The organism is Streptomyces sp. NPDC041122 (assembly GCF_055592445.1).
The window spans coordinates 1223411-1239707 of sequence record NZ_JBVIYQ010000001.1 but is presented as its reverse complement, the minus strand read 5'-3'; the positions used below and the strand labels follow the sequence as shown (position 1 = coordinate 1239707).

11 protein-coding genes and 1 tRNA gene are annotated in these 16297 nt (G+C 66.6%); 11 read left to right on the top strand and 1 reads right to left on the bottom strand.

Annotated elements, in window-relative coordinates; genetic code table 11:
* Nucleotides 1-68: 68 nt before the first annotated feature.
* Entirely contained in the window at nucleotides 69-1295 is a 1227-nt protein-coding gene (locus ACZ6B8_RS05445) for a pyridoxal phosphate-dependent aminotransferase (RefSeq protein ID WP_471084512.1), read from the bottom strand.
* 192 nt (nucleotides 1296-1487) lie between these two features.
* On the opposite strand from ACZ6B8_RS05445, the gene ACZ6B8_RS05440 reads away from it, so the two are divergent.
* From ACZ6B8_RS05440 to ACZ6B8_RS05390, 11 genes are all read left to right on the top strand, one after another.
* Nucleotides 1488-1560: transfer RNA gene (locus tag ACZ6B8_RS05440), tRNA-Trp, on the top strand.
* Between the two features lie 107 nt (nucleotides 1561-1667).
* Nucleotides 1668-1946: a preprotein translocase subunit SecE gene (secE, locus tag ACZ6B8_RS05435; RefSeq protein WP_355803875.1), complete on the top strand. Its 279-nt coding sequence runs from the start codon at nucleotides 1668-1670 to the stop codon at nucleotides 1944-1946.
* A 77-nt stretch (nucleotides 1947-2023) separates the two neighbouring features.
* Nucleotides 2024-2935, top strand: a complete 912-nt coding sequence (gene nusG, locus ACZ6B8_RS05430; protein ID WP_471606332.1) for a transcription termination/antitermination protein NusG — start codon at nucleotides 2024-2026, stop codon at nucleotides 2933-2935.
* A gap of 177 nt (nucleotides 2936-3112) precedes the next feature.
* The gene (gene rplK, locus ACZ6B8_RS05425; protein ID WP_030782612.1) at nucleotides 3113-3547 is read left to right on the top strand and encodes a 50S ribosomal protein L11; all 435 of its coding nucleotides are present in this window, start codon (nucleotides 3113-3115) and stop codon (nucleotides 3545-3547) included.
* Between the two features lie 86 nt (nucleotides 3548-3633).
* Complete coding sequence (rplA, locus tag ACZ6B8_RS05420; protein WP_150216780.1) at nucleotides 3634-4356, top strand: 50S ribosomal protein L1; 723 nt, start codon at nucleotides 3634-3636, stop codon at nucleotides 4354-4356.
* A gap of 156 nt (nucleotides 4357-4512) precedes the next feature.
* Nucleotides 4513-5412 carry an SCO4651 family lipoprotein gene (locus ACZ6B8_RS05415; RefSeq protein WP_471084518.1) on the top strand — a complete coding sequence of 300 codons (900 nt, stop codon included), beginning with the start codon at nucleotides 4513-4515 and terminating at the stop codon, nucleotides 5410-5412.
* Nucleotides 5413-5520: 108 nt separating this feature from the next.
* Nucleotides 5521-6372 carry an SCO4651 family lipoprotein gene (locus tag ACZ6B8_RS05410; RefSeq protein WP_471084521.1) on the top strand — a complete coding sequence of 284 codons (852 nt, stop codon included), beginning with the start codon at nucleotides 5521-5523 and terminating at the stop codon, nucleotides 6370-6372.
* Between the two features lie 267 nt (nucleotides 6373-6639).
* On the top strand, nucleotides 6640-7170 hold the full coding sequence (gene rplJ / locus ACZ6B8_RS05405) for a 50S ribosomal protein L10 (protein WP_150216777.1): 531 nt from the start codon (nucleotides 6640-6642) through the stop codon (nucleotides 7168-7170).
* Between the two features lie 108 nt (nucleotides 7171-7278).
* On the top strand, nucleotides 7279-7662 hold the full coding sequence (gene rplL, locus ACZ6B8_RS05400) for a 50S ribosomal protein L7/L12 (RefSeq protein WP_398300179.1): 384 nt from the start codon (nucleotides 7279-7281) through the stop codon (nucleotides 7660-7662).
* A gap of 593 nt (nucleotides 7663-8255) precedes the next feature.
* Nucleotides 8256-11741 (top strand): DNA-directed RNA polymerase subunit beta, encoded by a 3486-nt coding sequence (gene rpoB, locus ACZ6B8_RS05395; protein WP_471084524.1) that lies wholly within the window; start codon nucleotides 8256-8258, stop codon nucleotides 11739-11741.
* A gap of 124 nt (nucleotides 11742-11865) precedes the next feature.
* Complete coding sequence (locus ACZ6B8_RS05390; protein ID WP_471606331.1) at nucleotides 11866-15780, top strand: DNA-directed RNA polymerase subunit beta'; 3915 nt, start codon at nucleotides 11866-11868, stop codon at nucleotides 15778-15780.
* The last annotated feature ends 517 nt before the right edge of the window (nucleotides 15781-16297 follow it).

Sequence of the window (16297 nt, the reverse complement as noted above, 5' to 3'; positions counted from 1 at the left end):
GAAGGAGAGACGGCCCGCACGCGCGCGTGGAGCGCTGTTTCCGCGCCTCCGGTGCCGTGGCCCTGGTCTCAGTCGCGGGCCTCGGCGAGCAGCTTCTGGATCCGCGAGACGCCCTCGACGAGGTCCTCGTCCCCGAGCGCGTACGAAAGGCGCAGGTAACCCGGCGTCCCGAAGGCCTCGCCCGGAACCACCGCGACCTCCGCCTCCTCCAGGATCAGCGCGGCCAGCTCGACGGAGTCCTGCGGGCGCTTGCCGCGGATCTCCTTGCCGATGAGGCCCTTCACCGAGGGGTACGCGTAGAAGGCGCCCTCGGGCTCGGGGCAGACGACGCCCTGGATGTCGTTGAGCATCCGCACGACGGTCCTGCGGCGCCGGTCGAAGGCCTCGCGCATCTTCTCCACGGCCTCCAGGTCGCCGGAGACGGCCGCGAGCGCTGCGGCCTGGGCGACGTTGGAGACGTTGGACGTGGCGTGCGACTGGAGGTTCGTCGCGGCCTTCACGACGTCCTTCGGGCCGATGATCCAGCCCACCCGCCAGCCGGTCATCGCGTACGTCTTGGCGACGCCGTTGACCACGACGCACTTGTCGCGCAGCTCGGGCAGGATCGCCGGCAGCGAGGTGAAGGTGGCGTCTCCGTAGACGAGGTGCTCGTAGATCTCGTCGGTCATGACCCACAGGCCGTTCTCGACGGCCCAGTGACCGATCGCCTCGGCGTCGGCCTCGCTGTAGACGGCGCCGGTGGGGTTCGACGGCGACACGAAGAGCACGAGCTTCGTCCGCTCCGTGCGCGCGGCCTCCAGCTGCTCGACGGAGACGCGGTAGCCCGTGGTCTCGTCGGCGACGACCGGGACCGGGACACCGCCCGCGAGACGGATCGACTCCGGGTACGTCGTCCAGTAGGGGGCCGGGACGATGACCTCGTCGCCCGGGTCCAGGATCGCCGCGAACGCCTGGTAGATGGCCTGCTTGCCGCCGTTGGTCACCAGGATCTGCGAGGCGTCGACCTCGTACCCGGAGTCGCGCAGGGTCTTCGCCGCGATCGCGGCCTTGAGCTCGGGCAGGCCCCCGGCCGGCGTGTAGCGGTGGAACTTCGGGTTCTTGCAGGCCTCGACGGCCGCCTCGACGATGTAGTCCGGAGTGGGGAAGTCGGGCTCGCCCGCGCCGAAGCCGATCACGGGACGGCCCGCAGCCTTGAGGGCCTTGGCCTTGGCGTCGACAGCGAGGGTCGCGGACTCGGAGATCGCGCCGATGCGCGCGGACACCCGGCGCTCGGTCGGAGAAGTTTCAGCGCTCATGGCCCCATCGTTCCAGACCCCGAAGGGCCCCCGTGCAGGGGTTTCCCGGACCATTGGAGGACCGCCGGATCCCTTTCTGTTCGACGGAGGGCCGCGGAGCACGTACACTCACTGCTCGTTGGCCCTCACCGGCCGCACCCTCTCCAGGCACTCCGTGCACATGGGCGGATGCGGTAGGTTGGGGGAAATCAAAGGGTCGTAGCTCAATTGGTAGAGCACTGGTCTCCAAAACCAGCGGTTGGGGGTTCAAGTCCCTCCGGCCCTGCTACACACTCCTTCGCCAGGATGTGTGCGCATGTACGTACTGCAATGCACCGCCGTGCGGCTCAACCGGGCGCGGCACGGCCACGACCCGGAATCAGGTGAGGACGAGTGACGGACGCCGTGGGCTCCATCGACAAGCCTGATGCCGAGGCGCCGGAGTCCAAGAAGGCCCGCAAGGGCGGCAAGCGCGGCAAGAAGGGCCCCTTCGGCCGTCTCGCGCTCTTCTACCGCCAGATCATCGCGGAGCTCCGCAAGGTCGTCTGGCCGACTCGCAGTCAGCTCACGACCTACACCACCGTGGTGATCGTCTTCGTCGTCATCATGATCGGTCTCGTGACCGTGATTGACTATGGCTTCAGCCACGCTGTCAAGTACATCTTCGGCTGAGCCGAGAGCGAAGGGCGCCGTACCCGGCGCCCCTATTCGCGTGTTCCACCCCATGTATCCAGGAAGAAGCAGCCACCGTGTCTGACCCGAACCTGAACGACGCCATGGAGCCTCGCGGCGGGCAGGATGCCGAGTCCGTAGAGGCCGAGCTCGACATCGTCGAGGCGGCGGACGCCGAGGCGCCGGATCAGGCCGAGGCTGCCGACGCCGCCGCGGGCGAGCCCGCCGAAGAGGCCGCCATCCACCTGGAGGGCGACGCCGAGGCCGTCGTGGAGTCCGCCGAGGACGAGGCCGCCGTCGCCGAGGTCGCCGACGAGGAGACCCCCGAGGCCGCCGACGCCGCGGAGGAGCCCGAGGAGGAGGCCGAGCCGGTCGACCCGATCGCGGCCCTGCGCGAGGAGCTCCGCACCCTTCCCGGCGAGTGGTACGTCATCCACACCTACGCCGGTTACGAGAACCGCGTGAAGACCAACCTCGAGCAGCGCGCCGTCTCGCTGAACGTCGAGGACTTCATCTTCCAGGCCGAGGTGCCGCAGGAAGAGGTCGCCCAGATCAAGAACGGCGAGCGCAAGACGATCCGTCAGAACAAGCTCCCCGGCTACGTGCTGGTGCGCATGGACCTGACGAACGAGTCCTGGGGCGTCGTCCGCAACACCCCCGGCGTCACCGGCTTCGTGGGCAACGCCTACGACCCGTACCCGCTGACCCTGGACGAGATCGTCAAGATGCTCGCGCCGGAGGCCGAGGAGAAGGCCGCCCGTGAGGCCGCCGAGGCCGAGGGCAAGCCCGCCCCGCAGCGCAAGGTCGAGGTCCAGGTCCTGGACTTCGAGGTCGGCGACTCGGTCACCGTCACCGACGGCCCGTTCGCGACGCTGCAGGCGACCATCAACGAGATCAACGCCGACTCGAAGAAGGTCAAGGGCCTCGTCGAGATCTTCGGCCGCGAGACCCCGGTCGAGCTCAGCTTCGACCAGATCCAGAAGAACTGACCCTCGCGGTCACCCTCTGGAACACACGCCTCCGACCAGGTCAGACAGGCTGCCAAAGCCGGTCTGACCTGCTCGGTTTTTAGCCGCACGTCTATACCCGTTATCGTTGTGCGGTATGCCTCCATCCGGATGACCGGATGGCCGGCTGAAAACTCTCACTAGGACCCGGAGAGAGCAATGCCTCCCAAGAAGAAGAAGGTCACGGGGCTGATCAAGCTCCAGATCCAGGCTGGTGCCGCCAACCCGGCCCCGCCGGTCGGCCCCGCGCTGGGCCAGCACGGCGTCAACATCATGGAGTTCTGCAAGGCCTACAACGCCGCGACCGAGTCGCAGCGTGGCTGGGTGATCCCGGTGGAGATCACGGTCTACGAGGACCGCTCCTTCACCTTCATCACCAAGACGCCGCCGGCCGCCAAGATGATCCTCAAGGCCGCTGGTGTCGAGAAGGGCTCCGGCGAGCCCCACAAGACCAAGGTCGCCAAGGTCACCGAGGCGCAGATCCGTGAGATCGCGCAGACCAAGATGGAAGACCTCAACGCCAACGACCTGGACGCCGCGTCGAAGATCATCGCCGGCACCGCCCGTTCCATGGGCATCACGGTCGAGGGCTGAGCTTCCTCCCCGTCTGACCTTTCTCCGTGGTAGGGCCAAGCGCTGGTCCGAACCACAACTCCATACCTGAACCAACAGGAGCAGAAGTGAAGCGCAGCAAGACTCTCCGCGCTGCGGACGCCAAGATCGACCGGGAGAAGCTGTACGCCCCGCTCGAGGCCGTCCGTCTCGCCAAGGAGACCTCCTCGACCAAGTTCGACGGCACCGTCGAGGTCGCCATGCGTCTGGGTGTCGACCCGCGCAAGGCCGACCAGATGGTCCGCGGCACCGTGAACCTCCCGCACGGCACCGGCAAGACCGCCCGGGTCCTGGTCTTCGCGACCGGTGACCGTGCTGCGGCCGCGGAAGCCGCTGGAGCCGACATCGTCGGCGCCGACGAGCTCATCGACGAGGTCGCGAAGGGCCGCCTGGACTTCGACGCCGTCGTCGCCACCCCGGACCTCATGGGCAAGGTCGGCCGCCTCGGCCGCGTGCTCGGTCCGCGTGGTCTGATGCCGAACCCGAAGACCGGCACCGTGACCCCCGACGTCGTGAAGGCTGTCAACGACATCAAGGGCGGCAAGATCGAGTTCCGCGTCGACAAGCACTCGAACCTGCACTTCATCATCGGCAAGGTGTCCTTCGACGACACCAAGCTGGTGGAGAACTACGCCGCGGCCCTGGAGGAGATCCTCCGTCTGAAGCCGTCGGCCGCCAAGGGTCGCTACATCAAGAAGGCCGCCCTCACCACCACGATGGGCCCCGGCATTCCGCTGGACTCGAACCGCACCCGCAACCTCCTCACCGAGGAGGACCCGGCCGCCGTCTGAAACTGACGGCAGCCGCGTCGCGTACGCGTCTCGTGGACGGGCCCCGCAACCTTTCGAGGTGCGGGGCCCGTCCTGTTTGTGTACGGACCTTTCGGATACGCATGTCAGAGGTCTGCGTTAGCGTGCAGGCTCCATGAAGGCCAAGGGGTGGGACACATGAACAGCACTACGACGCGCCGTGCCGGTCTCTCGATCGCGGTGGTGGCCGCGCTGACGGGCCTCGCGGCCTGTGGTTCGGGCGGCTCGGACGGTTCTTCGGACTCGGCGGGCAAGGACAAGGGCGGCATCAACATGAGCCCCATAGCCGCCCTGCGCACCGTCGAGAAGTCCACCGACCAGGCGGACACCGCCAAGATCGACGGCTCGACCACCATGGGCTCGCTCTCCTCCATGGACATGAAGGGCGTGATGGGCTGGTCGGACGGCATCACCGGCAACGTCACGGTGACCTTCACCGGTGGTACGCAGGCCCAGCAGATGAAGCAGCTCGGCCAGACCCAGCTCGACTACCGCTACCTGAAGAACGGCTTCTACGCGAACATGGGCGACCGGTTCGCGGCCGAGGCGGGCGGCGGCAAGCACTGGCTCGAGTACGACTACGACGCCCTGGCCGAGATGAGCGGCGCCGCGGGCGAGGCCTTCCAGGACCAGATGCAGAACACCACGCCGAACCAGTCGGTGAAGATGCTGCTCGCCTCCGGTGACGTGAAGCGCGTCGGCGAGGAGAAGGTCCGGGGGACGAAGGCGACCCACTACTCGGGCAGGGTCGACATGGCGGACTTCACCGCCAAGAGCTCGAACCTGGACGCGGACCAGAAGTCCGAGCTGAAGAAGCAGTTCGAGCAGCTCGGCATGGACACCGAGAAGATCGACATCTGGGTCAACAGCGACGACCTGCTGGTCAAGAAGGTCGAGAAGGCCGACACCAAGAACGGCCCCTTCTCGCAGACCGCCTACTACAGCGACTACGGCACGCCGCTCTCCGTCGAGAAGCCCCCGGCCTCGGACACCATGAGCTTCAAGGACCTGCTGAACCGCCGGCAGCCGGCCGCCTAGGCACGGCCCCGGACCCCACCGCCGAGAACCCGGAGGGAGGCGCGGCTTTCCTTCGGGTAATCTCAGCGCACCGCAATAAGTGGATCAAGTGTTCCTAGGGGTGGGGTCATGAGCATTTCCGTACGTATGGGGCGCAAGAGAACCGCGGCCGCCGCGATGGCGGCCCTGCTGCTCGCGGGTGGCGCCGTCGGCTGCGGGTCGGAGAAGTCCGACCAGGCGGGGGACGACATGACGCCCGTGGCGGCCGTGAAGAAGGCCGCGAAGAAGACCGAGGACCTGAAGTCGTTCACGTTCCGGATGCGGGGCAGCGTCCCGGAGGACGGGCGGGTCAAGGCCGACGCGGCGATGAGCACCGAGCCGCTCGCCATGCGGATGAAGATGTCCGCGCCCGACCAGGGTCCGGAGAAGGTCGAGCTCCGCTACGTCGACGGCGCGGTCTACATCGGCGGCGGCGCGGCGGCGGCCAAGGAGATGGACGGCAAGAGCTGGATCAAGTTCGGCGCCAAGGCCATGGAGCAGCAGGGCGGCAAGGTCGGCGGCGGCTCCGTCTCCACGCAGGCCGACAACAACCCGGCCGACCAGTCCTCGCTCCTGACCGGCTCCAAGGACCTCAAGAAGGTCGGCGAGGAGACCGTCGGCGGCGTCAAGACCACCCGCTACACCGGCACCGTCTCGCTCGACCGGCTGCGCAAGCTCACCGAGGACGAGGGCGGGGACGCGGCAACGAAGAAGCGCCGCGAGAAGAGCATCAAGCAGTACGAGGACATGGGGCTGAAGAAGCTCACCATGGACATGTGGATCGACGGCGAGGACCACGCCAAGCAGTTCCGCGCCCGCGGCAAGGGCGCCAAGGGCGCTCTCGACATGACGATCACCTTCCTCGACTACAACAAGCCGGTGCACGTCGAGGCGCCGCCGAAGGGCGAGGTCATGGACCTCGCCAAGGAGATGAAGGGCTGACGTCCGCCCGGATTTGCCCCGCGCGGACCCGTTCGCGTACTCTTCCACAGAAGCCAAAGACCGCTGGTCGTTGCTGTGCTCTCGCAAGGGGTGCAGTGGCCGAAGGATCCGCTGAAACTGCGGACGACCCGCGCAGGTGACTGTGGAAGTGCTCCCGGACGGGATTCCGTTCGGTCGAGCTCATGCCCCGTGCGCCTGCGCCGGGGCGTTTTGTTTTGCCGGCCCCTTCTGAGCGGTCCTCATCACCCGGAAGGAGGCCGACGCCCTATGCCGACGCCCGACAAGGCTGCCGCGGTAGCCGAGCTCACGGACAAGTTCCGCAGCTCGAACGCCGCCGTGCTGACCGAGTACCGGGGTCTCACCGTGGCCCAGCTCAAGCAGCTGCGCCGTTCCCTCGGTGAAAACTCCGAGTACGCCGTGGTGAAGAACACGCTGACCAAGATCGCGGCCAATGAGGCCGGGATCAACACGCTGGACGACCTGTTCACGGGTCCGACGGCGGTTGCCTTCGTCACCGGTGACCCGGTGGAGTCGGCGAAGGGTCTTCGTGACTTCGCCAAGGACAACCCGAACCTCGTCATCAAGGGCGGTGTCCTTGACGGCAAGGCGCTGTCCGCCGACGAGTTCAAGAAGCTCGCGGACCTCGAGTCCCGCGAGGTTCTGCTCGCCAAGCTGGCGGGCGCCATGAAGGGCAAGCAGTCCCAGGCTGCCGCGCTCTTCCAGGCGCTTCCCTCGAAGTTCGTCCGCACCGCGGAGGCGCTTCGTGCCAAGAAGGCCGAGCAGGGCGGTGCCGAGTAATTCGGCTCGCACACTGATCACCGTCTGACGCGGTGGTCACAGCGGGCCAAACGTACGCCCGCCTCCATGTACACACGGCACCAGCCGAATTAGTGGAAGGACGCCATCATGGCGAAGCTGTCCCAGGACGACCTGCTCGCGCAGTTCGAAGAGATGACCCTCATCGAGCTCTCCGAGTTCGTGAAGGCCTTCGAGGAGAAGTTCGACGTCACCGCCGCCGCCCCGGCCGCCGTTGCCGTCGCGGGCCCGGGCGCCCCGGCCGCCGAGGCCGAGGCCGAGCAGGACGAGTTCGACGTCATCCTCACGGGTGCCGGCGAGAAGAAGATCCAGGTCATCAAGGTCGTGCGTGAGCTGACCTCGCTGGGCCTGAAGGAGGCCAAGGACCTCGTCGACGGCACCCCGAAGCCGGTCCTCGAGAAGGTCGCCAAGGACGCCGCGGAGAAGGCCGCCGAGGCCCTCAAGGGCGCCGGCGCCTCCGTCGAGGTCAAGTGACCTCACGAGTCGTCTGACTCTCTTTCCCGTACGTAGGGCGGAAACGCTGTAACGCGCGGGCCGCCAAGGGCGATCACCCATGTGGGTGGTCGCCTTTCGGCGTTCCTGGGCCACCCGTGAAGGCTGCCTTGCGATGTCGTTCGCGGCGAGTATGGTGATCTTCGTTGTGCCTGGGAACGGCCCGTGACGATGAATGCCCAGGGCCGAGTCGGGGCAAGGGGGGCCTTGACGAACCGCACGCAGCGCGCAATTCTCAGGACGCGTCGTCACAACGATCCGGATCCGAGGCATGGATCGGCGGCGAAGAGGGCAGTATCGATGTGCGTTGAGGACGTGGCTTGCAGCAGGGGTTGAGAACAACGAGGGTCTCCCAGAACCCGCACTGGACATCAGTGGGCCGTTTGGCTACACTGACCCTTTGCGCTGCCTGTTAGCTGCCTCCTGCCCGTCACCAGGGGCATGCCCATGCTTGAGCACTGTGGACCGGAACTTCCCTGACCTGGCCAAACGGCCAAATCAGGAGGGACCGTCCCCGTGGCCATCTTGGGACCGGTACGCGCGTAGTGAGTCCGAGCCCTCGGAAGGACCCCCTCTTGGCCGCCTCGCGCACTGCCTCGACCGCGAATACGAACAACGGCGCAAGCACCGCCCCGCTGCGCATCTCCTTTGCAAAGATCAAGGAGCCCCTCGAGGTTCCGAACCTTCTTGCGCTGCAGACCGAAAGCTTTGACTGGCTGCTCGGCAATGACGCGTGGAAGGCTCGTGTCGAGGCGGCTCTGGACAGCGGACAGGACGTCCCCACCAAGTCCGGTCTGGAGGAGATCTTCGAGGAGATCTCCCCGATCGAGGACTTCTCCGGGTCGATGTCCCTGACGTTCCGCGACCACCGTTTCGAGCCTCCGAAGAACTCGATCGACGAGTGCAAGGAGCGCGACTTCACGTTCGCCGCCCCGCTCTTCGTCACCGCCGAGTTCACCAACAACGAGACCGGTGAGATCAAGTCTCAGACGGTCTTCATGGGCGACTTCCCGCTCATGACGAACAAGGGCACCTTCGTCATCAACGGCACCGAGCGTGTCGTCGTGTCGCAGCTGGTCCGTTCGCCCGGCGTCTACTTCGATTCCTCGATCGACAAGACGTCCGACAAGGACATCTTCTCCGCCAAGATCATCCCGTCCCGGGGTGCCTGGCTGGAGATGGAGATCGACAAGCGCGACATGGTCGGTGTCCGCATCGACCGCAAGCGCAAGCAGTCGGTCACCGTTCTGCTCAAGGCTCTCGGTTGGACGACCGAGCAGATCCTCGAGGAGTTCGGCGAGTACGAGTCCATGCGCGCCACCCTGGAGAAGGACCACACCCAGGGCCAGGACGACGCGCTGCTCGACATCTACCGCAAGCTCCGTCCGGGCGAGCCGCCGACCCGTGAGGCCGCTCAGACGCTGCTCGAGAACCTCTACTTCAACCCCAAGCGCTACGACCTCGCGAAGGTCGGCCGCTACAAGGTCAACAAGAAGCTGGGTGCGGACGCTCCGCTCGACGCGGGCATCCTCACGGTCGAGGACATCATCGCCTCGATCAAGTACCTGGTGAAGCTGCACGCCGGTGAGACCGAGACCGTCGGTGACAGCGGCACGTCGATCGTCGTCGAGACCGACGACATCGACCACTTCGGCAACCGTCGTCTGCGCAACGTCGGCGAGCTCATCCAGAACCAGGTCCGCACGGGTCTGGCTCGTATGGAGCGCGTCGTCCGCGAGCGCATGACGACCCAGGACGTCGAGGCGATCACGCCGCAGACCCTGATCAACATCCGCCCCGTGGTGGCGTCGATCAAGGAATTCTTCGGCACCTCGCAGCTGTCGCAGTTCATGGACCAGAACAACCCGCTGTCGGGTCTCACCCACAAGCGCCGTCTGTCGGCGCTCGGCCCGGGTGGTCTCTCCCGTGAGCGGGCCGGCTTCGAGGTCCGTGACGTGCACCCGTCCCACTACGGCCGCATGTGCCCGATTGAGACGCCCGAAGGCCCGAACATCGGTCTGATCGGTTCGCTCGCCTCGTACGGCCGCGTCAACGCGTTCGGCTTCGTCGAGACGCCGTACCGCAAGGTCGTCGAGGGCCAGGTCACCGACGACGTCGACTACCTGACGGCCGACGAGGAGGACCGCTTCGTCATCGCGCAGGCCAACGCGCCGCTGACGGAGGACCTCCACTTCGCCGAGGCCCGCGTCCTGATCCGCCGCCGTGGCGGAGAGATCGACTACGTGCCCGGCACGGACGTCGACTACATGGACGTCTCGCCGCGCCAGATGGTGTCGGTCGCGACCGCCATGATCCCGTTCCTTGAGCACGACGACGCCAACCGTGCCCTCATGGGCGCGAACATGATGCGTCAGGCCGTGCCGCTGATCACCGCCGAGGCTCCCCTCGTCGGCACCGGCATGGAGTACCGCTGCGCGGTCGACGCCGGTGACGTGATCAAGGCCGAGAAGGCGGGTGTGGTCCAGGAGGTCTCCGCGGACTACGTCACCGTCACCAACGACGACGGCACGTACACCACGTACCGCATCGCCAAGTTCTCCCGGTCGAACCAGGGCACCTCCGTCAACCAGAAGGTTGTCGTCGACGAGGGCGCCCGCGTGATCGAGGGCCAGGTCCTGGCCGACGGTCCCGCGACCGAAGAGGGCGAGATGGCCCTCGGCAAGAACCTGCTCGTGGCGTTCATGCCGTGGGAGGGTCACAACTACGAGGACGCGATCATCCTGTCGCAGCGCCTCGTGCAGGACGACGTCCTCTCCTCGATCCACATCGAGGAGCACGAGGTCGACGCCCGTGACACCAAGCTCGGCCCGGAGGAGATCACCCGGGACATCCCGAACGTCTCCGAGGAGGTCCTCGCCGACCTCGACGAGCGCGGCATCATCCGTATCGGTGCCGAGGTCGTCGCCGGCGACATCCTCGTCGGCAAGGTCACGCCCAAGGGTGAGACCGAGCTGACGCCGGAGGAGCGCCTGCTCCGCGCGATCTTCGGTGAGAAGGCGCGCGAGGTCCGCGACACCTCCCTGAAGGTGCCGCACGGCGAGATCGGCAAGGTCATCGGCGTCCGCGTCTTCGACCGTGAAGAGGGCGACGAGCTGCCGCCGGGCGTGAACCAGCTGGTTCGTGTCTACGTGGCGCAGAAGCGCAAGATCACGGACGGCGACAAGCTGGCCGGCCGTCACGGCAACAAGGGCGTCATCTCGAAGATCCTGCCCATCGAGGACATGCCGTTCCTCGAGGACGGAACTCCGGTCGACATCATCCTCAACCCGCTGGGTGTGCCGTCCCGAATGAACCCGGGACAGGTCCTGGAGATCCACCTCGGCTGGCTCGCCAGCCGCGGCTGGGACGTCTCCGGCCTCGGTGACGAGTGGGCCCAGCGCCTGCAGGCCATCGGCGCCGACCAGGTCGACCCCGGCACGAACGTCGCCACCCCCGTCTTCGACGGTGCGCGTGAGGACGAGCTCGCCGGTCTGCTCCAGCACACCATCCCGAACCGCGACGGCGAGCGCATGGTGCTTCCGTCCGGCAAGGCGCAGCTGTTCGACGGCCGCTCCGGTGAGCCGTTCCCGGACCCGATCTCGGTCGGGTACATGTACATCCTCAAGCTGCACCACCTGGTCGACGACAAGCTGCACGCGCGTTCGACCGGTCCGTACTCCATGATCACCCAGCAGCCGCTGGGTGGTAAGGCCCAGTTCGGTGGTCAGCGCTTCGGTGAGATGGAGGTGTGGGCGCTCGAGGCGTACGGCGCCGCGTACGCACTCCAGGAGCTCCTGACGATCAAGTCCGACGACGTGACCGGCCGCGTGAAGGTCTACGAGGCCATCGTCAAGGGCGAGAACATCCCCGAGCCCGGCATTCCCGAGTCCTTCAAGGTCCTCATCAAGGAAATGCAGTCGCTCTGCCTCAACGTGGAGGTGCTGTCCTCGGACGGCATGTCCATCGAGATGCGCGACACCGACGAGGACGTCTTCCGTGCGGCGGAGGAGCTCGGTATCGACCTGTCCCGGCGCGAGCCGAGCAGCGTCGAAGAGGTCTGACGGGTCTGGCCGGGACCTCCTCGTGAGGTCCCGGCCCTGCCCCGGACCCGTACAGACCATGATGAAGCGCCTTATTACTCGCTAACGCGAGGGGCACAACCCCGAAAGAGGGATTGACGACAAAGTGCTCGACGTCAACTTCTTCGACGAGCTGCGGATCGGCCTTGCCACCGCGGACGACATCCGACAGTGGTCGCACGGCGAGGTCAAGAAGCCGGAGACCATCAACTACCGCACCCTGAAGCCCGAAAAGGACGGACTCTTCTGCGAGAAGATCTTCGGTCCGACCCGGGACTGGGAGTGCTACTGCGGCAAGTACAAGCGTGTCCGCTTCAAGGGCATCATCTGTGAGCGCTGTGGCGTCGAGGTCACCCGCGCCAAGGTGCGCCGTGAGCGGATGGGCCACATCGAACTGGCCGCCCCCGTCACCCACATCTGGTACTTCAAGGGCGTCCCGTCGCGCCTGGGCTACCTCCTCGACCTCGCCCCGAAGGACCTCGAGAAGGTCATCTACTTCGCGGCGTACATGATCACGTTCGTGGACGAGGAGCGCCGCACCCGCGACCTGCCCTCCCTGGAGGCGCACGTCTCCGTGGAGCGCCAGCAGATCGAGAACCGTCGCGACTCCGACCTGGAGGCCCGCGCCAAGAAGCTCGAGACCGACCTGGCCGAGCTCGAGGCCGAGGGCGCCAAGGCCGACGTGCGCCGCAAGGTGCGCGAAGGCGCCGAGCGCGAGATGAAGCAGCTGCGCGACCGTGCCCAGCGCGAGATCGACCGTCTCGACGAGGTGTGGAACCGCTTCAAGAACCTCAAGGTCCAGGACCTCGAGGGCGACGAGCTGCTCTACCGCGAGCTGCGTGACCGCTTCGGCACGTACTTCGACGGCTCCATGGGTGCCGCTGCCCTGCAGAAGCGCCTGGAGTCCTTCGACCTCGACGAGGAGGCCGAGCGCCTCCGCGAGATCATCCGTACCGGCAAGGGCCAGAAGAAGACCCGTGCGCTCAAGCGCCTCAAGGTCGTCTCCGCGTTCCTGCAGACCAGCAACAGCCCCAAGGGCATGGTGCTCGACTGCGTGCCGGTCATCCCGCCGGACCTGCGTCCGATGGTGCAGCTGGACGGTGGCCGCTTCGCGACCTCCGACCTGAACGACCTGTACCGCCGCGTGATCAACCGCAACAACCGCCTGAAGCGCCTTCTCGACCTCGGTGCGCCCGAGATCATCGTGAACAACGAGAAGCGCATGCTCCAGGAGGCGGTCGACGCCCTCTTCGACAACGGTCGTCGTGGTCGCCCGGTCACCGGCCCCGGCAACCGCCCGCTGAAGTCCCTGAGCGACATGCTCAAGGGCAAGCAGGGTCGTTTCCGTCAGAACCTTCTCGGCAAGCGTGTGGACTACTCCGCGCGTTCCGTGATCGTCGTCGGTCCGCAGCTGAAGCTGCACCAGTGCGGTCTGCCGAAGGCCATGGCCCTGGAGCTCTTCAAGCCGTTCGTGATGAAGCGCCTGGTCGACCTGAACCACGCGCAGAACATCAAGAGCGCCAAGCGGATGGTCGAGCGCGGCCGCACGGTCGTGTACGACGTCCTCGAAGAGGTCATCGCCGAGCACCCGGTGCTGCTGAACCGTGCGCCCACGCTGCACCGTCTCGGCATCCAGGCCTTCGAGCCGCAGCTGGTCGAGGGCAAGGCCATCCAGATCCACCCGCTCGTCTGCACCGCGTTCAACGCGGACTTCGACGGTGACCAGATGGCCGTGCACCTGCCGCTCTCCGCGGAGGCGCAGGCCGAGGCCCGCATCCTGATGCTGTCCTCGAACAACATCCTCAAGCCGGCCGACGGCCGTCCGGTCACGATGCCGACCCAGGACATGGTCCTCGGTCTGTTCTTCCTGACCACCGACGGTGAGCTCCGTGACACCAAGGGCGAGGGCCGCGCGTTCGGCTCCACGGCCGAGGCGATCATGGCGTTCGACGCCGGCGAGCTCGCGCTCCAGTCGACCGTCGACATCCGCTTCCCGGTGGGCACCATCCCGCCGCGCGGCTGGACCCCGCCGGTCTCCGAGGCGGGCGACGAGGGTGTCGAGGAGCGGCCGTACCAGCCGGGCGACAGCTTCCGGCTGCGGACGTCCCTGGGCCGTGCGCTCTTCAACGAGCTGCTGCCCGAGGACTACCCCTTCGTCGACTACTCGGTCGGCAAGAAGCAGCTCTCCGAGATCGTCAACGACCTCGCCGAGCGCTACCCCAAGGTCATCGTGGCGGCGACGCTCGACAACCTGAAGGCGGCGGGCTTCTACTGGGCGACCCGTTCCGGCGTCACCGTGGCCATCTCCGACGTCGTGGTCCCCGCGGCCAAGAAGGAGATCGTCGCGGGCTACGAGGCCCAGGACGAGAAGGTCCAGAAGCAGTACGAGCGCGGTCTGATCACCAAGGACGAGCGCACGCAGGAGCTCATCGCGATCTGGACCAAGGCGACCAACGAGGTCGCCGAGGCGATGAACGCGAACTTCCCGAAGACGAACCCCATCTTCATGATGGTCGACTCGGGTGCCCGAGGAAACATGATGCAGATGCGTCAGATCGCGGGTATGCGTGGTCTGGTGTCGAACGCGAAGAACGAGACCATCCCGCGTCCGATCAAGGCCTCGTTCCGTGAGGGCCTGACCGTTCTCGAGTACTTCATCTCCACCCACGGTGCCCGTAAGGGTCTGGCGGACACGGCTCTGCGTACCGCCGACTCCGGTTACCTCACCCGTCGTCTGGTCGACGTCTCCCAGGACGTCATCATTCGCGAGGAGGACTGTGGCACCGAGCGCGGTCTGAAGCTGAAGATCGCGGTCAAGAGCGAGGACGGTGTCCTCCGCAAGACGGAGAACGTCGAGACCTCGGTGTACGCCCGCATGCTGGCCGAGGACGTCGTCATCGACGGCAAGGTCATCGCGCCGGCCAACGTCGACCTCGGTGACGTCCTGATCGACGCCCTGGTCGCCAACGGCGTCGAGGAGGTCAAGACCCGCTCGGTCCTGACCTGTGAGTCCGCGGTCGGCACCTGTGCCTTCTGCTACGGCCGCTCGCTCGCCACCGGCAAGCTGGTCGACATCGGTGAGGCGGTCGGCATCATCGCCGCCCAGTCCATCGGTGAGCCCGGTACCCAGCTGACGATGCGTACCTTCCACACCGGTGGTGTGGCCGGTGACGACATCACCCAGGGTCTGCCCCGTGTCGTCGAGCTCTTCGAGGCTCGTACGCCCAAGGGTGTCGCCCCGATCTCGGAGGCGGCAGGCCGCGTCCGTATCGAGGAGACCGAGAAGACCAAGAAGATCGTCGTCACCCCGGACGACGGCAGCGACGAGACTCCCTTCCCGATCTCGAAGCGCGCCAAGGTCCTCGTGCGTGAGGGTGACCACGTCGAGGTGGGCCAGAAGCTCACCTTCGGTGCCACCAACCCGCACGACGTGCTGCGGATCCTCGGTCAGCGCGCGGTCCAGGTCCACCTGGTCGGCGAGGTCCAGAAGGTCTACAACAGCCAGGGCGTGTCGATCCACGACAAGCACATCGAGATCATCATCCGGCAGATGCTGCGCCGTGTGACGATCATCGAGTCCGGCGACGCGGAGCTGCTGCCGGGCGAGCTCGTCGAGCGCTCGAAGTTCGAGACCGAGAACCGTCGGGTCGTGACGGAAGGCGGCCACCCGGCCTCCGGCCGTCCGCAGCTGATGGGTATCACCAAGGCCTCGCTGGCGACGGAGTCCTGGCTGTCGGCCGCCTCCTTCCAGGAGACGACCCGAGTCCTGACGGATGCGGCGATCAACGCCAAGTCCGACAGCCTCATCGGCCTCAAGGAGAACGTCATCATCGGTAAGCTCATCCCGGCCGGTACGGGTCTCTCCCGTTACCGCAACATCCGGGTCGAGCCCACCGAAGAGGCCAAGGCCGCGATGTACTCGGCCGTCGGCTACGACGACATCGACTACTCGCCCTTCGGGACGGGGTCGGGTCAGGCCGTGCCGCTGGAGGACTACGACTACGGGCCGTACAACCAGTAAGGCCTACGTCTGTTGAAGGGCGGTCACCCCGGTTCTCCGGGGTGACCGCCCTTTCGCGTGGTCGGCCGCGTCGTCCAGAGGGCGTGCACGGCGCCGGAGACGGCTTCACCACCTCCCCGGGCCCCCTGCGCCCGCTCCGTGGCCGTGAGGGACCGTGCCGGGCCGCCGCGGGGCAGGCCGGGGCGCCGGTGCACCTCCGGACCTGGGCTTTCGGGCGAGAATGCGGGCCGATACCGAATTGATCAAGGCATTCCGGGGTGTCCCCGATGCATTCAGATGCCCGGCGTGTCGGGGCCCATCGCATTTGTTTTGACCAGACTCGATGAGGTAGGTACGCTCAGACCTTGTGCCTGGGGTGTGCCTGGGCTCGTGCGCGTGTCTTCAACCGCATCACGAGTCCGTCAACGGCCACCGTAATCTGCGCCCCTTTCCGCCTTGCGGCGGGAGTCTGCAGCATTCGACACACCCGACCGCGTGGGTCGGCGACGTTCCGGGTTAGCTTTACTATTCGGCACAC

Excerpts from the sequence above, each read along its gene's own strand:
- ACZ6B8_RS05415 (WP_471084518.1), top strand. The coding sequence starts at position 4,513 with ATGAACAGCACTACGACGCGCCGTGCCGGTCTCTCGATCGCGGTGGTG.
- rplJ (WP_150216777.1), top strand. The coding sequence starts at position 6,640 with ATGCCGACGCCCGACAAGGCTGCCGCGGTAGCCGAGCTCACGGACAAG.
- ACZ6B8_RS05410 (WP_471084521.1), top strand. The coding sequence starts at position 5,521 with ATGAGCATTTCCGTACGTATGGGGCGCAAGAGAACCGCGGCCGCCGCG.
- rplL (WP_398300179.1), top strand. The coding sequence starts at position 7,279 with ATGGCGAAGCTGTCCCAGGACGACCTGCTCGCGCAGTTCGAAGAGATG.
- ACZ6B8_RS05445 (WP_471084512.1), bottom strand. The coding sequence starts at position 1,295 with ATGAGCGCTGAAACTTCTCCGACCGAGCGCCGGGTGTCCGCGCGCATC.
- rplK (WP_030782612.1), top strand. The coding sequence starts at position 3,113 with ATGCCTCCCAAGAAGAAGAAGGTCACGGGGCTGATCAAGCTCCAGATC.